General features: G+C 71.0%; 11 protein-coding genes and 3 pseudogenes. 8 read left to right on the top strand and 6 right to left on the bottom strand.

The window, feature by feature from the left end; translation table 11 throughout:
* Window positions 1-90 precede the first annotated feature (90 nt).
* Window positions 91-774, bottom strand: a complete 684-nt coding sequence (locus tag ACIRQP_RS28920; protein WP_403894664.1) for a hypothetical protein — start codon at window positions 772-774, stop codon at window positions 91-93.
* 718 nt (window positions 775-1,492) lie between these two features.
* Between ACIRQP_RS28920 and ACIRQP_RS28915 the strand changes: the two genes are divergently transcribed.
* Both ACIRQP_RS28915 and ACIRQP_RS28910 read left to right on the top strand, forming a co-directional pair.
* On the top strand, window positions 1,493-1,777 hold the full coding sequence (locus tag ACIRQP_RS28915; protein ID WP_403894717.1) for a hypothetical protein: 285 nt from the start codon (window positions 1,493-1,495) through the stop codon (window positions 1,775-1,777).
* A 15-nt stretch (window positions 1,778-1,792) separates the two neighbouring features.
* Window positions 1,793-2,384, top strand: a pseudogene (locus ACIRQP_RS28910) (DUF317 domain-containing protein); the annotation flags it as partial.
* 841 nt (window positions 2,385-3,225) lie between these two features.
* Here ACIRQP_RS28910 and ACIRQP_RS28905 read toward each other — a convergent pair.
* Entirely contained in the window at window positions 3,226-5,460 is a 2,235-nt protein-coding gene (locus ACIRQP_RS28905; protein ID WP_403894661.1) for a M4 family metallopeptidase, read from the bottom strand.
* Between the two features lie 561 nt (window positions 5,461-6,021).
* On the opposite strand from ACIRQP_RS28905, the pseudogene ACIRQP_RS28900 reads away from it, so the two are divergent.
* Window positions 6,022-6,282, top strand: a pseudogene (locus ACIRQP_RS28900) (hypothetical protein); the annotation flags it as partial.
* A 133-nt stretch (window positions 6,283-6,415) separates the two neighbouring features.
* Window positions 6,416-6,526: pseudogene (locus ACIRQP_RS28895) on the top strand (peptide-methionine (R)-S-oxide reductase); the annotation flags it as partial.
* A 30-nt stretch (window positions 6,527-6,556) separates the two neighbouring features.
* Here ACIRQP_RS28895 and ACIRQP_RS28890 read toward each other — a convergent pair.
* Window positions 6,557-8,932 carry a GTPase-associated protein 1-related protein gene (locus tag ACIRQP_RS28890; protein WP_403894658.1) on the bottom strand — a complete coding sequence of 792 codons (2,376 nt, stop codon included), beginning with the start codon at window positions 8,930-8,932 and terminating at the stop codon, window positions 6,557-6,559.
* A gap of 264 nt (window positions 8,933-9,196) precedes the next feature.
* Between ACIRQP_RS28890 and ACIRQP_RS28885 the strand changes: the two genes are divergently transcribed.
* Entirely contained in the window at window positions 9,197-9,364 is a 168-nt protein-coding gene (locus ACIRQP_RS28885) for a hypothetical protein (RefSeq protein ID WP_249947818.1), read from the top strand.
* A gap of 204 nt (window positions 9,365-9,568) precedes the next feature.
* Here the strand turns inward: ACIRQP_RS28885 and ACIRQP_RS28880 are convergent, their stop codons facing one another.
* Window positions 9,569-10,033, bottom strand: coding sequence for a VOC family protein (locus ACIRQP_RS28880; RefSeq protein ID WP_403894655.1), 465 nt, complete (start codon window positions 10,031-10,033; stop codon window positions 9,569-9,571).
* A gap of 160 nt (window positions 10,034-10,193) precedes the next feature.
* Between ACIRQP_RS28880 and ACIRQP_RS28875 the strand changes: the two genes are divergently transcribed.
* Window positions 10,194-11,150, top strand: coding sequence for a hypothetical protein (locus tag ACIRQP_RS28875; protein WP_403894652.1), 957 nt, complete (start codon window positions 10,194-10,196; stop codon window positions 11,148-11,150).
* Window positions 11,151-11,241: 91 nt separating this feature from the next.
* Window positions 11,242-12,372 (top strand): aminopeptidase P family protein, encoded by a 1,131-nt coding sequence (locus tag ACIRQP_RS28870; protein ID WP_403894649.1) that lies wholly within the window; start codon window positions 11,242-11,244, stop codon window positions 12,370-12,372.
* Between the two features lie 52 nt (window positions 12,373-12,424).
* On the opposite strand, the gene treZ is transcribed toward ACIRQP_RS28870, so the two are convergent.
* Complete coding sequence (gene treZ / locus ACIRQP_RS28865) at window positions 12,425-14,098, bottom strand: malto-oligosyltrehalose trehalohydrolase (protein WP_403894714.1); 1,674 nt, start codon at window positions 14,096-14,098, stop codon at window positions 12,425-12,427.
* A 338-nt stretch (window positions 14,099-14,436) separates the two neighbouring features.
* Here treZ and ACIRQP_RS28860 point away from each other — a divergent pair, with 338 nt between their 5' ends.
* Window positions 14,437-14,985 carry an FHA domain-containing protein gene (locus tag ACIRQP_RS28860; RefSeq protein ID WP_403894646.1) on the top strand — a complete coding sequence of 183 codons (549 nt, stop codon included), beginning with the start codon at window positions 14,437-14,439 and terminating at the stop codon, window positions 14,983-14,985.
* A 104-nt stretch (window positions 14,986-15,089) separates the two neighbouring features.
* On the opposite strand, the gene treY is transcribed toward ACIRQP_RS28860, so the two are convergent.
* A complete protein-coding gene (treY, locus tag ACIRQP_RS28855; RefSeq protein ID WP_403894643.1) occupies window positions 15,090-17,444 on the bottom strand; it encodes a malto-oligosyltrehalose synthase in 2,355 nt (784 codons plus the stop codon).
* Window positions 17,445-17,523: the final 79 nt, after the last annotated feature.

Raw genomic sequence — 17,523 nt, 5'->3', positions numbered from 1 at the left:
TACGGTCACAGAGGCCCAGGAGTACCCACGGGATGTCGCACACTGGATTCACATGCGAACGCAGGCGCGGGTGACCTGTCCTCACACCGATTACAGGCGTTCGCGCCAACGTGCGCGCAGCGGCTCGTAGTCGTGGTCGGGGAACAGGACAGGGAGAGCTTCGAACATCGCGGCGAGGTTCGAGGCGGCATCGTGGTACCTGCGTTCGGTCAGGTCGACGTCGGCGAAGAGATACTGCCAGCCCCACGCGCCCTTGGTGATGAGCAGGGCCTCCAGATACGTGCCGTAGTCGAGGTTCAGGCGGTGGAGCTCGGTGCGGGTCAAGACGTAGTACCAGATCTCGACTCCTCCGCCCCGCGGCAGTACGCGCAGGCCGGTCACCTGCCCCGCACCGCCGAAGGGCGCCTGATCGAAGATCCTCAACTCGGGGAGCACCCGCCGCTCGTCGGGACCAAGACCCTCGTCCGTCAGCGGAAGGTGGCCGTCGACCAGGCAGCCGTGGATGTTCCCCAGGCAGAACTCGCCACGGACGCGGCCATCCGCGGTAATCCAGTCCGCGTGGTACTCGTCGGCCGCGAAGTAGTACGGCCGCAGGACGTCTTCGAGCCGTGTACGCCAGTGCACAGCGATCCGATCGAGTGCCAGGTCGGCGTCCGCGAGCAGTGCGAGCCGCTCCGGCGTCAGGTCCGGGTCTGCGGGCTGTCGTTCCACCTTGATGTCTTCACACCTGTCCAACTCCGCGATGGCGCGTTCGAGACGCGTCCCATAGCCCATTCCGGGACCCCTCGTTTCCTCGGTGTTCCATCTTCGCAGTCATCGACGCCCGCGCGGAGCGGTCGGTTCAACGAGGGCCTGGACGTCGCCCGCGTCTGCGGCACCACCTCGGCCGTCCGCCGGCCATGATCGAGGAACCGGTACGCAACACCCGAGCCCCCGCACCTCACCGTAACCGATGACCAGTCGGACAAGGTGAGGATGCTTCAGGAATCCAGAAATTGCATCAGGCGTCGGCAGAGCACCCCAAGGAAAGAGGACACCCCGGCCACAGGGTCAGCGACTCGATGAGGCCCGGGGGAACTCACGGGATGTCGCACAGACGCATCCCCCGGAGGAACCGGCGACGTAGCCGGCTACGCCACCACAACGTTGGCGGCCCGCCGGGTGGGACCGGCCGGTTCGTCTTTCTCTATTTCGCCGGGGGCAGACAGGAAAGATCCCGGAAAGACTGGCCAGCGGTGTCGAAGGGATGTCAAGGTGGACGACCTTCCCCGGAAATCGCAGGTCAGAGAGGTGTATGTCCGTGACCGTGGCTCCAGTGAGCCCGGCTTCACCACCTCTGACCGTCCGAGCGCTGCCTGAGGCAGCCCAGTGGTGTGCGAGCCCACGCGCTGCGGACGACCTTCCCGATCGGACAGGGGCGCGAGATGCCCCGGAGATTCTTACCTGCCCACCCGTTTTCCCATGCGAGGAGGCTTCCGTGGAGCACACGGAGATGACCGTCGGCGATCTCATCGATCTGCTGTCCGCCTGCGAACGTGCCGCGCCGGTGCGCCTGGCGATGAACCCGTTCTTCCCGATGGCGCACAGGCTCACCCAGGTCGTCCAGGCCGACGACGGGAAGGGACAGCCGGTCGTCTATCTGGCCGAGGGCCGGGATCCGGGCAGTCAGCTCGGGCCTGTGCCGCCGGAGGTCGCCGTTGCCCTCACCTGGCAGGGGCCCGTCCAGGCACCGCCGCGACGGGCTCGCCGCACCGCTCGCCGCACCGATGCCCAGTAGGGCCCGCTTGATCTCCTGGAGGTGTTTCTGAACCCGAACTTCCCGTCCGACCCGGTTCCCCCGGGCGGTGCCCCCTCGGCGTACTGGGTGGGTCCCCGGCATCTGGCCGGTGACGACGCCCGGCTCTACGACTCGGTGGCCGACACGCTCACCGGCCTCGGCTGGACGAGCCTGACGATCGTCTGAGGACGGCAGGAGCCGGACGAGGAGCCGCAGGACCGGCAGGTCCTGCGCAGCACCGTCCTGCACATCAGCCCCGACACGTTGCGCTGGGCCCAGTGGGTTCTGGCCGACGAGCCGTTCCTACTGGGGGAGCTGCCGGTCGCCTGGCAGGTCTCCGCCCGTACGGACGCGAGCAGTCCCCTCGCCGCGTGGTCGGCCTACTTCACCCCCGAGATCCCCGGAGAGGTCCTCGGCGACTTCCTCCACGCACTCGACGCCACCGCCCGGCCCGCCGCGTCGCTCGGCGGCCCCGAGCTGGTCCTCGACGCGGTCACCGCGCACGGCTGGCCGCGCGACATCGACCAACCGGATGCCAGGGCCACGGACCCGACGTTCACGACCCGTCTCGGGCTCGGTGAGGTGCCCCCGCTCATCCAGGACCGAGGCGTGGGACCGTTGTCGAGACGTCATGCAGAACGCGATGCGACCGGCAGTGACAGGCTCCGTGGACTCTGCCTCCGCACCGTGACGTGCTGGATGCGCTGGATGAGTTCCGACGGTGCTGGATACGATCAGCCAGATGGACGTTTCCGCAGGTGGGAGCGCTATGTTGAATGTTCCGCTTCAACGTGTAGTGCCTAACGTTTAGTGTCCGCCATGGCATCGACGTGGTGATCTGGCAAACATGCGGGGAAACGGGGTCGGCCCCATCCGGGACCGACCCCGCCGCTGTGCCCGTTGCTGGATCCGTGCTGGCACGTCGTCGAGGCTGGCTACATCTCACCGGCTCGCATCGAGCGGGCCCAGCGGGTGCACGGCATCACCCTGCTCGGCCCGGTCGTGCCGAGCCTGCCCGGACCGTACCCTGTGCACCTCTTCAGCCACCGGGCCCCGCTCCATCGCCGTGCTGCCCCGGCCGCTGCGCGAAATCCAGACGCGCAACCGCCTCGACCAGCAAACCGAACGATGGCAGCGCCGCTCAGAACCCGCCGCCGCACCACGCGCTTCCACGCACTACGCGCAGCCACCGAATGACCCCACCAACATCACCAACAGAGTCCTGGTATCGAGGTTGGATCTGCACCCTTCTACGAATCACGCATCCCTGAAGCAGCCATCGCATGACCAGCTTGGGCTTGCCGAAGCGCATAGAGGCACCCCTGCGATAGTCACTCACGGCAACGAACCCCGAACTCTCCCTCTCCCGGCTCCCTCATCCCTGTGGCCCGTCCGCGCGCCGCTCCGGCAGGACCGGCACGGCGCGCGGGCAGCTGACGCTCTGTGGATCAGAAGTCCAAGCTCCATCTGGCGATGTTGCCGGGCTGGGGATCGGCCCCGGGGATGCCGGGAGTGGCGTCCTGTACCCGGAGCTTCCAGGTACCGTTGGCCGGCACGGCTGACGCATCGACGGTGTACGTCGCGTGTAGTTCGGACCCGGTGTCCCACACGAAGCCCTTCACGGGGATGATCGTGCCGCCCTCGCTGACGAGATCGACGATCTGTGCCCCGATGAAGCCCTTGAAGATGTCGACCGTGACCTTCAGTTCACTGGAGGCGCTGCCCTCCCGGCCGGTGACGACGAGCGGGGACTCGACTGTGCCCCAACTCGGAATCGTGTAGGAGGACGGGTTGACGAAGTGGTCACCGCCCGAGGCGAGAACGGTCCAGACCACAGGGAGTTCGCGTGTCTCCGCCGCCGACGTCTTGATGGAGATGGTGGATGTGAAGTCCCCTGCCTTCTTCGGCGTGCCGGAGATCAGGCCGGTGACGCGGTCGATCGACAGGCCCTTCGGCAGATGCTTGGCCGAATAGGTCAACATCCCCGGACGGCTTGTCGTCGCCTCGATCCGCCGGCTGATCGGCTGGCCGACCGCTGCCGGTCCGGTGGGCAGCGAGGCGACCGCGATGTGATTGACGAAGCCCGGACCAACGTTGACGGCCGCCCAGGCGTTGCCGACGGTCTCGTACGCCTCGCTGGACTTGCCAAACAGGTCGGCCGCGGCCTGGAGCGTAGCAGTCCGGGCGTCCGCGTAGCCGGTGGTGCTGGTCATGTAGGTGGTCAGCGCGCGGTACCAGACGTTGGTGGCGTTGTGCAGACCGAGCCCGGCGACCGGCTTGCCGTCGTACGTCGGGCTGTCGTATGCCACCGCGTTGATAGTCTTCTTTCCGCTGCCCTCGGCCAGCAGGTAGAAGAAGTGGTTCGCCACCCCGGCTCCCAGGTGCGGATCCAGGTTCTTGGTGTCCGGGGTCCAGTAGTCCTGGGAGGTGCCCTTCACGGGGTCGGCGTCCTTGGAGGGCTGGTCCATGTAGCGGATGGGCTTGCCGTTGCCCCGGATATCGTCCTTCTCGGCCATCAGGTAGTCGGGCACGTCATTGGGGTTGTTGGCGAAGAACTCAACGGCGGCCGCCATCATGTCGCTCGTCGCCTCGTTGAGAGCACCCGACTCGCCTTCGGTACCCAGCTGAGCCGTGGTGGACGTGACCCCGTGTGTCATCTCGTGGGCGGCGATGTCCAACGACGTCACCGGATTGACGCCCGTCGCGCCGTCGCCGTAGCTCATACAGAAGCAATCATCCTGCCAGTTGGCGTTGGCAAGGTGATCGCCGTAGTGGACACGGGAGTAACTGCCGCGACCGTCGTTGGCTATGCCGTTACGAGCCAACTGGTCGTGGTAGAAGTCCCATGTCTTCTGCGCACCATAGGCCGCATCCACCGCCGCGGTCTGGGGGTTGGTCGCGGTGCCGTCCCCCCACACGTCATCGTCGTCGGTGACGAGGATGCCACGGTAGTCGACGGAGGAATCCAGGGTCCGGTGACCGCCGCGCTGGGAGTCGGTCAGTGCGTAGGAACCGTCGTCCTGGCGTATGGAACCGATCTGGACCTTGCCGCTGTGCTGGCTGTTGCCGACACCTGAGTTCACCTGCTCGGAACTCTCGAGCTGTGCACCGCTTGCGGCGTCGGTCACCACACGCAACTCGCTGGGACTGCCGTCCGGTTGCACACCGGTGACGACGGACTCCCAGGCCAGGGTGGGCTTGCCTGTTTTCGCAAAGACGACCAGGCGCGGCGCTTCGTCCGCGACAGCCTCGCCGGTGCCCTCCGTCTTGGCGGCGCTCATGGCCGACTTCTTCGCGGTCGCCGCCGGCACCTCGGCCTTGGTGGTCGGCACTGACATCTTCGCGTTCGAAGCCTTGGTGACGGTGCGGAGGCCGGCACGATCGTGGACAACCAAGTCGCCGCCGACGACGGGCAGTCCCGCGTACGCGCGCTCGTAGCGGGTGTGGAGCGTACCGTCCGCATCCTGGATGACGTCCCTCGGTATCAGCTTCTCCCGCGCGCCCAGCTTCAGTGAACGCGCCGTCGCCGGCGCTGCTTTCGCCGCCTCATCGAGCAACTGGCGGCGCTGTGCGGGAGAGAGGGCGACTGCCCTGGCTCCAGGTCTGGGTTCGGCGGCGATCTGCTTGGCTGCCCTGTCGGCCCCGCCCGGGAGAGATACGGCGGCCGCGGTTGCCGGCAGCACCGATACCACAAGCGCGGTAAATGTGACGGCGGTCGTCACTGCCAGGCGCCCACGTGCGGAGACTCCGCTACGTGGTCGGCCGGAGTCGGGGGAGGCTGGGACCCTGGTCGTGCTGAAGGTGTTCGTCACTCCTGAAGCTCCTTCTATCCGGTCGCGTGTGAGACCGGGATGAACGGGGAGCCGGAGGGTGGAGCATCTCCGGCCAGGGGGAACCATGCGGCGCCACATGACGGGGGAGATCGTTTCAGCGGATGATCAGATTGTCATCAGGCCGAAATTCGTTGGCCTGAAATCGGCTACGCACCCTGTGCCGCTGCACTCCGGGACACGCCGTGTGCCACTTGGGTGTTTACGCGACAGCAATACCCCGGTAGAAGACACTTTTGGCCAATTCCAGTGCATTACCCGGAGTGACATGGAAGGGGCTCAGATCTTGTGAGGGTGCTTTGTTGGGGTGATTCGTGAGGCTTTGCGGCGTGATCGGGGTTGCCGGCTTCTGCTTTCGTCAGCGTTGAGCTCGGTACGGGCGCTGGCCGGGAGTGTCCGGATCCCGGCGTCCGGGTGCCCGGCAAACGCCTCCGCCGCGGCCTCGGCAAGGTCGTCGGCCGTCTGTTCTCGTTCATCTCGACGAACTGGCGCGCCCGCCCGCTGACCAGCTTCGAGGTCGCCCTCAGCCTGATCGCGGCCACCACCACGAGCGGCGGACTACGGGTGACCGCCCGCCTCGATGAGGGCCACTATCCCACCGGCATCGAGATCGACGCTCAGCACGCCGCCGCGCTCACCATCAACCCCGACACGTTCCACGGCGAGTGGGACTGCACCATCCCACCCCAGGCCGGCGTCCCCCGGGGCCGCTCCAGCCATCCGCACGCCGGGCCCACCCCGCCTCGCCCACACCTTCGACGCCGCCCTGGCCACCCACCCCTTGCTGACCGGCATGTCCCGCGATGCCTGCGGCTCGCACCTCGGCCATGTCTTCGAGGGCGAGGGGTACCCGACCCCGACGGACCAGCGGTACTGCATCAACAGCGTCTCGCTGCGGCTGGCCCCGGACGAGAGCTGACGCGTCCGAGGCACCGTGTGGACGGCCCCGCTAACGGGGCCGTCCGAGGCCGCCGAGGCGACGGCTCAGCCTGCTGAGGGCCCCCGGTCGGTTCCAGGCCCTGAACTCCTCCGCCCGGTGAAGCCCCGCCCGCTCAAGGCTCCGCTCGACGGAGGCGGTGTCCTCGTCGGAGAGCGCGCGCACGACCGGCCGCAGCACCTTGTCGAGCAGCGCGGTACGGGTCGAGTCCCACACCCGGTTCGCGCCGGGCAGGGAACTCCACGCGACGAAGCAGTCGGCGGCGTAGGCCGGTGCGGTGCGCAGCCGGTCGCGTACCCGCCCCTCCTGGGCGGCGGTCGCGTACGCGGTGAGCAGCTCCGGCTCGCCGCAGTGGATCAGGGCGTACAACTCGCCCTCCGGCCGTTCCTCGGAGAGCAGCCGGCGCGTCAGGGTCCCGAACACCCGGGCCAGCACGGCGGGTTCCAGCGGCTCGGCCTCGGCGCGCAGCGCCAGCACCCGTTCGGTCCACGGGGGTCCGGCCCGGCCCGCGCCGATCTCACCGGCGAACTCCAGAAGCAGCAGGGCGCCCCGTACGCGGGGCTCCAGCTCGTCGGGGAAGCAGCGCAGCAGATCGTGGGCGAGCGCGGCGGCGTCCGCTTCATCGATGTCGGTCGCGGAGGCGGTGGCGGTGTCGGTGCGGCCGTCGAGCGCGGCCCGGACCAGCGTGCGCCAGGTGCCCGCCGCGCGGTGCGCGTCGGAACCCGTCTCGCTCAGCAGCCGCCGCGCCTCGCCCGGGGCAGGCGCGCCGCCGTCCCACACCAGCCGTACGGCCGTACGCAGCACCAGCGGATCGGTGAACGGCGAGACGCCGCAGGCGCGCAGCGCGGCATGCAGTGCGGCGAGCCCGTCGCCGCCCCCGGCGGCCGGTGCCCAGGGCGCACCGGCGCACATCCGCAGATGCGGCAGCGCCTGGACCCCCGTGAGAGCCAGGGGCGTACGGCCGAGCAGCCGGACGGCGGCGGGCGGATCCTCGGCGGCGAGCGCGTCCAGGGCGCTGAGCAGCGCGGTACGCAGCTCGAAATGCTCCTCCAGGACGGTGAGCAGATCCGGGGTGTCGGCGGCCTCCGCGTCGACGAGCAGCGAGCGGGCCAGCCGGTGGGCGAGACCGGGCAGCAGATCCGTACAGTCCACCCCGAGCACATCGGCGACGCGCAGCAGCTCCACCGGCCGGGCGATGCCGGGGCCGCGGTCCGCGACGCCCGCGCGCAGTTCGGGAGCGAGCCCGGCGGCGAGCCGCTGCCCGAGATCTTCGGGGAGCGCCGTGAACAGTCGTGTCAGCGCGGCGAATTCGGCCGCCGTACGGTCCTCGGCGCCCGCCTGGAACGCCTCGACGAGCCGGCGCAGCCGGGCGTCGCCCAGGGCCCGCGCGTGCGCCCGCGCCCAGTCGGCCGCCGCCGTACGGCCGTCGGGGCCGGGCGCGAGATCCGCGCAGAGCGCCACGACGGCCAGGGCGCCGGGGGAGAACACACCGCCCGGCAGCGCCGCCGCCTCCGTGAACAGCTCGGGAGCCCGGCCCAGCCAGACGCGCGCCGCGACACCCGCCCAGATGTCCGGCGCCGGCGTGTGCTCCGCGGGCACGGGTGCGGTGCAGTCGTGCACCCGGCAGCGGTGGTCGCGTCCGTCCGGCGTCGGCGCGTCCCCGGGCAGTACGCCGACGATCCGCTGCCGGGCGTCGCACGGCCGGCGCGTATAGGTGGTGAATGTCAGCAGGTCGGCGCGGTCGCGCGGCAGTACGGCGCAGGCCAGCGCGATCCACAGCGCTACGTTGGCGCTGTCGCGCTCCACGAGGACGATCCGCGCCGCCCGTTCCGCGTCCTGCCGCCCGGACGCCTCCTCGGTCAGCTCGCGCAGACTGGCCAGGAATCCGGGGAGCCAGGGGCCGCGCGAGGCGGCGAAACCGACCAGCGCCTCCCGGCCGAGAAGACCCGACGGGGGAAGTGCCTCCAACTGCGCCGGGGACCCGTCGGCCGGGGCGGCGGAGGCCCACCGCGACGAGTTCCAGGCGGAGATGGGCAGCCCTCCGCCGGGCAGCCCCGCGTCCCCGGGCAGCAGCACGGCATGGGTGTGGGAGCCGGCCGGGCCGCCGCTGCCGTTCGCGCCCGTACGCACCGCGCGGGCGAGCAGGCGCGTACCGTCGGAGAGCAGACTGTGACTGAACGCCTGGGGGAACGCGGCGAGTTCGGCGACGCCGGGGTGCTCGGGGGCGTCGCGCGGCGGCTCGTACCCGAGCAGCGGCTCGGCCTCCTTGAGCAGCGACGGTGGTATGCCCGGGGTGACCGCGGTGAACCGGGAGCCCGGTCCGTCCGGTCCGTCGGACCCGTCCGGTCCCTGCGGGGCCGAGGTGTAGTGCAGCTGCGCCAGGCTCATGCGCCGGCCCCCTTCGTTCCTTGCGTGCCCCGGCCGTCAACCCGGCTCGGGCGGCGTCGAGTTCGGCAGCACGAAGGTACCGTCCGGCGAAGGGGTCGCGCGCACAGACCCCCGGTCTCGCGCGGGCGGACGCGGGGAATCACACCCGCGTTCGGGGGGTGTGCTGAACCCCTGGTTCGGGGGGCTGCCCTCCTGTGCCGACGGCCTCGGTGCGGCAGAGTGGTCGTGCTGAGGAAAGCGTCGCGGAAGGTGAAGGAATCCCCCATGAAAGCCCTGCTCTGGATCGTGCTTATCGGCTGCCTGCTGGCCAACGTGTATTTGAACTTCTTGGTGGACGACGGCGGAACGGAGATCGCGCTGAGCGTCGTGGCCGGGCTTGGAGTGGTGGGGTCCGGACTGGGCTTATGGCTGCTGCGGAAGTCCCCGTCCTAGGGCGTGACCTCTCAGTAGCGCCGTCCGCCCGAGGGGCGGGCCCGGCGGGCCTCCGCCGGGCAGGCGGGACTTTGAAGACACGCCCCAGGGGCGTGGGCAGTCCGGGCGGGAGGCGCCGGGGCAGGGCAGCCGGGGCCGTACGGGAAGACGCCGTACGGCCCCAGCCGTGTGTGCGGCCGACGCGTGGGCGGCCGAAGCGAGGACTCACGCGGGCTGGAGCAGGTCCCAGCGATTGCCGTAGAGGTCCTCGAAGACGGCGACAGAGCCGTACGGCTCGTGGCGCGGCTCCTCCAGGAAGCGGACCCCGGCGGCGCGCATCCGCGCGTGATCGCGGGCGAAGTCCTCGGTGTGGAGGAAGAAGCCGACCCGGCCGCCGGTCTGCACGCCGATGCTCGCGCGCTCGGCGTCATCCTTGGCGCGCGCCAGTAGCAGGCCCGCGGAGCCCGCGGAGGCGCCCGAGCCACCCGATCCGTCCGAGCCACCCGATCCGTCCGATCCGTCCGATCCGTCCGGGCCGCCGCCGATGGCGCGCGGGCGGACCACGACCCAGCGTGAGCCGTCGCCCCGCTCGGTGTCCTCGATCAGCTCGAAGCCGAGTACCCGCGTATAGAACGCGAGCGCCTTGTCGTAGTCGTCCACGACGAGGGTGACCAGGGCGATATAAGGCATGCGGCGTACGTTATACGTATGACCGGTGTCCAGCAAGAGTGGGCGAGCGCGGGGATGGCGGGATACGGCCCGCCATGTTGTCACCCCCTCCGACTAGCATCAGAGGTTGGGCGATCTCCGGGACGGGCGATCACCGGACGATCGGGCAGGAGGCGATGGTGTGGGGCTGTTCCGACGAGGGCCGAAGCGGGACAGCCGCGACGCGCCCCGGGACCTCGCGTTCTCCTTCTTCTCGGTCGACGAGGCCGCGCTGTTCCGCAGCCAGGTCCGGGAGGCCTTCGCCGAGCACGGTCTTGAGGTCACGCTCTACGCGGACCAGGTGACCGACAGCTCCGGCCGCCAGTTCGGTCTGGGCAATCTCGCCGCCGTCTGCCACCACGACGAGCGCGGCCCCCGCGCCTGGGGCGATCTGGCCAGACGGCACGCGGGAATGGTGCTGCGCACCATGGACTCCCCGTCCGCGCTGGACACCCTGCCGCCCGAGCAGATCCGGGCCCAGCTCTACCCCCGGGTGATCAGTGAGGACGGCCTCGACCCGCAGACCTTCGGCTACGCGCGCTCCGTCGCCCCCGGGCTGTACGAAGTGCTCGCCCTCGACCTCCCCGAGAGCGTGATGATGCTCACCGACGAGGCCCTGGAGCCGCTCGGCCGGCTCCAGCACCTCCGTGAGCGGGCCCTGAGCAATCTCCAGAAGCTGCCGATCGAGGGGCACGAGACCGTCAAGGACTCCGACGGGATGCGCTTCGAGGTGCTCGTCGGCGACTCCTTCTACACGGCCAGCCGGGTCCTGGCCCTGGACACGGTCGTGCCGAAGGTCACCGGCCGGCCGATCCCGCCGGACGGCGCGCTGGTCGCGATGCCCTTCCGGCACCAGCTCGCCTTCCATGTCATCCACGACACCTCCATCATCCCGACCCTCAACGCCATGACCGCGTTCGCCGCCTCCGGGTACGAGGACGCCCCGGGAGCGGTCAGCCCGTATGTCTACTGGTGGCGCGCCGGCACGCTCACCCAGCTGACCGCCAGGGACGGCGAGGGGCTGCGGATCGTCGTCGGCGACGACTTCCACGAGCTGCTGGAACGGCTGGCCCGCCAGGAGCCGCCGGACGACATCTGAGGAAGACATCCCGGTCGGGGTCGACATCCCGGTCGGGACATCCCTGTCGGGGATGACATCCCGGTCCGCGAGAGATCGAGAAGGAGCAGCCATGCCCACCACCGCCCCGCCCCCGCCCTTCACCGCCGACGACTACCGCGCCAGGATGGCCCGCGCGGCCGAGTCCGCCGCCGAGGCCGGGCTGGCGGGTGTACTGATCGCGCCGGGCCCGGATCTGACGTATCTCACCGGGTACCGGCCGACCGCCGATACCGAGCGGCTCACGATGCTCGTCGTGGCGGCGGGCCAGGACCCGGTGCTCGTGGTGCCCACGCTGGAGGCGCCGGACGCCGCGCGGGCGGCGGGCGCGGCGTCGCTCACCCTGCGCGAGTGGACGGACGGCAAGGATCCGTACGGGGCGACGGCCCCGCTGCTCGACCCCGCCGGGCGGTTCGGCGTCAGCGACAACGCCTGGGCGATGCATCTGCTCGGGCTGCAACAGGCGCTGCCCGGTACCTCCTACGTGGCGCTCACCGAGGCGCTGCCGATGCTGCGCGCCGTCAAGGACGCGCGGGAGCTGTCCCGGCTCGCGGCGGCGGGCGCGGCGGCCGACGCCGCGTACGGCGAGATCCTGAAGGTCCGCTTCGCCGGGCGCAGGGAGACGGACGTGGCCGCCGATCTCGCCGCGCTCCTCCTCGAACACGGCCATTCCCAGGTCGACTTCACGGTGGTCGGTTCGGGCCCGAACGGCGCCGATCCGCACCATGAGGCCGATGACCGCGTCATCGTCCACGGCGACATGGTCGTCCTCGACTTCGGCGGGCTCAAGTACGGCTACGGCTCCGACACCACCCGTACTGTCCATGTCGGCGAGCCCGGCGCCGAGGAGCGGCGCGTCCACGATCTCGTACGCGAGGCGCAGCAGGCCGGGTTCGAAGCCGTCCGGCCGGGAGCCGCCTGCCAGGACGTCGACCGGGCGGCCCGCGCGGTCATCTCAGGGGCGGGGTACGGCGAGTACTTCATCCACCGCACCGGCCACGGCATCGGGGTCACCACCCACGAGCCGCCGTACATGATCGAGGGCGAGGTACGTCCGATGGTCCCCGGCATGTGCTTCTCGGTCGAGCCCGGTGTCTATCTGCCGGGGCGCTTCGGGGTGCGGATCGAGGACATCGTCACGGTCACGGAGGACGGCGGCCGGCGCCTGAACAACACCCCTCACGAGATGGCGATCGTCGAGTAGGTCCTGTCCGCCGGCGCCGGCGCCGGCGCCCGAGCCCGAGCCCGAGACGGCGTCAGCTGTCCGCCAGCACCACGCACGACTCCGGCGACAGTCGCAGCACGCCGTTGGCGCCCGGTGGCCCGGTCGGCTCCCAGGACGCCAGTACCCGGCCCGCGGTCCCGAGCGGGATCCGCGCGGGCTCGCCGGAGAGATTCACCGCGACCCGCAGATCCCCTCTCCGGTACGCCAGCCAGCGCGCCTCCTCGTCGTACGCCACCCGGACCGCCGCCAGATCCGGATCGGAGAGGTCCGGGTGGGTGCGCCGGACGGCGATCAGCTCGCGGTACCAGGTCAGCAGGCGCGCGTGCGGCTCCTTCCCGGCCTCGGAGCGGTCCAGACAGGAGCGCTCCCGCGTCGCCGGGTCCTGCGGGTCGGGGATGTCCTCCGCCGCCCAGCCGTGCGCCGCGAACTCCCGGCGCCTGCCGGTGCGTACGGCCTCGGCGAGCACCGGGTCGGGGTGGTCGGTGAAGAACTGCCAGGGGGTGGTCGCGCCCCACTCCTCGCCCATGAAGAGCATCGGCGTGTGCGGCCCCGTCAGGACGAGCGTGGCGGCGCAGGCGAGCAGTCCGGGGGAGAGGGTGGCGGAGAGCCGGTCGCCGAGCGCGCGGTTGCCGATCTGGTCATGGGTCTGGGCATAGCCGAGGAAGCGGTGCGCGGGCGTTCTCGTACGGTCGACGGGGCGGCCGTGCGTCCGGCCCCGGAAGCTCGAATACGTGCCGTCGTGGAAGAAGACGCGGGTGAGTGTCTTGGCCAGCGCGGCCAGCGGCTCGCGTGCGAAGTCGGCGTAGTAGCCCTGGGATTCACCGGTGAGCGCCGCGTGCAGCGCGTGATGGAAGTCGTCGTTCCACTGGGCGTGCAGCCCGAGGCCCCCCGCCCTGCGCGGGGTGGTGGTGCGTGGGTCGCCGAGGTCGGACTCGGCGATCAGGAAGAGCGGTCGCCCCAGCTCCGCGGAGAGCGCGTCGACGGCCGTCGACAGCTCTTCGAGGAAGGTCAGCGCACGCCGGTCGGCGAGCGCGTGTACGGCGTCGAGCCGCAGCCCGTCGAGCCGGAAGTCCCGCAGCCAGGCCAGGGCGCTGCCCAGCAGATACGCGCGCACCTCGTCCGAGCCCGGGGCGTCCAGATTGACGGCGGCCCCCCACGGGGTGTGGTGGGTGTCGGTGAAGTACGGGCCGAAGCGCGGCAGATGGTTGCCGGCGGGTCCGAGATGGTTGTGCACCACGTCGAGCACCACGCCCAGGCCGAGACGGTGTGCGGTGTCGACGAAGCGCTTGAGCCCCGCGGGACCGCCGTACGGCTCGTGCACCGCCCACAGCGAGACGCCCTCGTACCCCCATCCGTGAGTCCCGGGGAACGGGCACACCGGCATCAGCTCGACATGGGTGATCCCCAGTTCGGCCAGCGGAGCGAGCCGTTCGGCCGCCGCGTCGAAGGTGCCCTCACGGGTGAACGTGCCGATGTGCAGTTCGTACAGGACCGCGCGGGGCAGATCGCGGCCCTGCCAGGGCGTCTGCCACGCGTACGCCGACTGGTCGACGACGGCGCTCAGGCCGTCGGGGCCGTCCGGCTGGCGGCGGGAGCGCGGATCAGGCAGTACGGGACCGCCGTCGAGCGCGAAGCCGTACCGCGAACCGTCGGCGGCGGGCGCCTCGGCGGTCCACCAGCCCGTCCGCTCAGGATCGCGCTCCATGGGCAGTCCGGCGCCCGCGTCGCCCGCGTCGCCCGTGCCGCTCCCGCTGTCCCGGTCGTCGCGATGGTCCCGGTCGTCCTCGTCGTCCGCCAGCCGGAGCACGATCCCGTCCTGCGCCTGCGGCGCCCACACCTCGAACCGCACGGGTGGTTCCCCCTCGTCGTCGGCACTGTCCACTCTTCCCTCCATACGGTGGCAAATTCCATGCTGACAAGCGAGACGGCGCGAGGCGCGGCGACGGTGGTGAAAGGGGTGGGCACCTCCGGCGCCGTGGCCGGAGCGGCGGGAACCCCTGACCGTCTGGACACCTCAGGTGCGTCGGCAGGACAATCACGTCTGTGACGTCCTCCTTCGAGTTCCACACGTATCCCGCGCGGCTCTCCGACGCCGAGCGCGACCGTGTCCTCGCGGTACTCCGGGAAGGCGCCGCGCAGGGCAAGCTGTCGCACGACACCTTCCTGCGCCGGATGGATCTGGCGCTGGCGGCGCGCAGGGCCGATGAGCTGAAGCTGCTCACCGCGGATCTGGAGTCCGAAGGCCCGTGGTCCCGGCGGGTGTTCGGCACGGTGAGCCGGATGTCCGCGTTCTCGCAGCGGCTGCGCAGGGCCTGGCAGGCGGAGCGGCTGCCGAAGCTGCTGCTGCCCCATCCCGGCCCGTATCCGCTGCGGATAGGACGCGATCCGGTCAACGGACTGCGGCTCAGCCATGACACGGTCTCGCGGCTGCACGCCGAACTGAGCATGCAGGGCGGGCGGTGGATCCTGCGCGATCTCGGCTCGACCAACGGCACGACCGTCAACGGCCGGCGGGTGACGACGACGGCCGAGGTGCGCGACGGGGATCTGGTGAGCTTCGGGACGATGGGCTTCCGGCTCGCCTCGCACTGAGCGGGAACTCGCCCCGGTGGAGACCCCGGCCGCCGACGACCCGTTCCCGTCGGCGTTGTGGACCATCACCTCCTGGCCCCGTCGGCCGGCCCGTCACCGGTCCGTCAGTCGGCCGTCAGCAGCGCCACCGGGAACTGGCCGAGCAACTCCACGAGCCGTGGCGCGCCCGACATCTCACGCCCCGTCAGTACATCGCGCCAGCGGCCGGGCGGTAGCGCCAGTTCCGTGGAGCGCCACCCTCCGGAGCGCTCAAGTCCGTACGGCAGCCGGGTGGTTACCGTGATCACGCGCCCCGACCTGACGAAGGCCAGACAGTGCGAGGAGGCGGGTCCGGCCGCGGGCAGCGGGGCGTACGTCCCCGACTCGCCGAACAGCTCGGGCCGTTCACCGCGCAGCCGGAGCGCCGCTGTCGTGATCACCGTCTTGTCGTCCGGCGGCCCGGTCCTGAACGGCCGCCTGTTGTCCGGGTCCACCAGCGCGAAGTACGCGCGCTCGGTGCCCTGGTAGAGATCGGGCACCCCCGGCATGGTCAGCTGCACCAGCGCCGCGCCCAGCGCGGCGGCTCGCGTGTACGGCGCCAGCGAGCGGCTGAGCGCCGCGACCGTACGGCGCGCGGGACCGGCGGGGCCGGCCTCCACGAACGCGGCCACCGCCTGCTCGTACAGCGGCTCCGCCTCCGTCCAGCTGGTGTGCAGCCCGGCTTCCCGTACGGACTTCAGCAGCGCGGGCACCATCCGCGAGCCCTCCGGGAGGATGCCCTCGGCGGCCGGGGTGAAGCCCACCGCCGTCTGCCACGCCTGCCAGGCCACCTGCGGATCCGGCGCCGGCGCGGGGACGGCCCCCGCCACCTGTTCGAGCAGCTCGTCCCAGCGCTCCGGGCACTCGGACAGCACGGCGATCCCGGCCCGGACGTCCGCGCTCCGCTTGGTGTCGTGCGTGGTCAGCACGGTGCCGGTGGCCGGCCAGTCGCGCGCCAGCCGGGCGCAGTACGCGTGGAACCGCTCCGGGCTCACCGCGGGCGTGCCCGGATCGCCGCCCACCTCGTTCGCGGAGATCAGCGGCACATAGCGGTAGAACGCCGTGTCCTCCACCGACTTGGCGCGCAGCGCGGACGCGGTCTGGGCGAAGCGCGCGCAGAAGGCCGTATGGTCCGGGCCCGTACCGAGCCGGCCGAGCGCCAGCTCCCGCACCACGTCCACGGCCGTCGCCTCCCGCTCCACCGGGAAGACGGTCTTCGCCTGCCGCGCCGCCTCCATCGAGACCGCCGCCTCGGCGGCCTCGGGGCAGGGGCCGCCCGCCGTCGTATAGGGCCGGTAGACGGGGACCCGTACCAGCAGCTCACGGATCGCGGTGCGCAGCGCCCACGGCGCGTGGTCGCGCAGCGCGGGGTCGGCGGCGCAGACGCGCTGCGCGGTACGGACCAGGGCGGAAATCTCGGCGGCCAGTTCATGGAAGACGACCTTGTACGCGGCCCGGCGCACCGTCCCCTCCCAGTAGCCACCCCGGTCCCCGACGGGCGCGGCGACATCGCGGTAGCGCAACTCCAGCACCTCGGCGCCCACCGGGTCCGTGAACACCCCGTCGATATGGCGCAGCGCGTCATAGCCGGTGGTGCCGGCGACCGGCCACCCCGCGGGCAGTACCTCGTCGTCGGCGAGGATCTTCTCCACGACCGTCCAGCACTGCCCGGCCGTCGCCTCGTGCAGCCGGCGCAGATACTCCTCCGGGTCGGCGAGACCGTCCGGGTGGTCGACGCGCAGCCCCTGGACGACTCCGTCCCGTACCAGCTCGATGATCTTGGCGTGGGTGGCGGCGAACACCTCCGGGTCCTCCACCCGGACCCCGATCAGTTCGGCGATGGTGAAGAACCGTCGGTAGTTGAGTTCGGTACGGGCCAGCCGCCACCAGGCGAGCCGGTAGTGCTGGACGTCGAGCAGCTCGGGCAGCCCCAGGTGCTCGGTGCCGGGCGCGAGCGGGAAGCGCTGGTCGCCGTGGTGCAGCACCCCGTCCTCGACGCTCAGCCCGCCCGCGTCCAGCTCCTCCCCGATCGGCCCGGCCAGCACCGGCAGCAGCAGCTTGCCGTCGCCCGCCGCCCAGTCGATGTCGAACCACCGGGCGTACGGCGAGTCGCGGCCCTCGCGCAGCACCTCCCAGAGCGCCTTGTTGTGCCGGGGCGCCGCCGCCATGTGGTTGGGCACGATGTCGAGGACGATCCCGAGGCCGTGCTCACGGGCCCGGTCGGCCAGCCGCCGCAGCCCCTCCTCACCGCCCAGCTCGGCCCGTACGGTCGAGTGGTCGACCACGTCGTAGCCGTGCGTCGAGCCCGGTACGGCCTCCAGGACGGGCGACAGATGCAGATGCGAGACCCCGAGCGCGGCGAGATACGGGACGGCCTTGGCGGCGGCCGCGAACGGGAAGTCCGGCTGGAGCTGGAGCCGATAGGTCGCGGTGGGAGTCATACGATCGTACGTACCCCGCTTCTCGGTATCTGTGTCATACGGGATCCGTACGCGATGCGTGTCATACGAGGTCATACGA

Source organism: Streptomyces sp. NPDC102274 (assembly GCF_044766385.1).
Taxonomy (GTDB): domain Bacteria; phylum Actinomycetota; class Actinomycetes; order Streptomycetales; family Streptomycetaceae; genus Streptomyces.
The sequence above is the reverse complement of the archived record's forward strand: the minus strand, read 5'-3'. Positions and strand labels throughout refer to the sequence as shown.

Coding starts and splice junctions, on each gene's coding strand:
- ACIRQP_RS28890 (WP_403894658.1), bottom strand. CDS start 8,932: ATGAGCCTGGCGCAGCTGCACTACACCTCGGCCCCGCAGGGACCGGAC.
- ACIRQP_RS28880 (WP_403894655.1), bottom strand. CDS start 10,033: ATGCCTTATATCGCCCTGGTCACCCTCGTCGTGGACGACTACGACAAG.
- ACIRQP_RS28915 (WP_403894717.1), top strand. CDS start 1,493: ATGACCGTCGGCGATCTCATCGATCTGCTGTCCGCCTGCGAACGTGCC.
- treY (WP_403894643.1), bottom strand. CDS start 17,444: ATGACTCCCACCGCGACCTATCGGCTCCAGCTCCAGCCGGACTTCCCG.
- ACIRQP_RS28920 (WP_403894664.1), bottom strand. CDS start 774: ATGGGCTATGGGACGCGTCTCGAACGCGCCATCGCGGAGTTGGACAGG.
- treZ (WP_403894714.1), bottom strand. CDS start 14,098: ATGGAGCGCGATCCTGAGCGGACGGGCTGGTGGACCGCCGAGGCGCCC.
- ACIRQP_RS28885 (WP_249947818.1), top strand. CDS start 9,197: ATGAAAGCCCTGCTCTGGATCGTGCTTATCGGCTGCCTGCTGGCCAAC.
- ACIRQP_RS28870 (WP_403894649.1), top strand. CDS start 11,242: ATGCCCACCACCGCCCCGCCCCCGCCCTTCACCGCCGACGACTACCGC.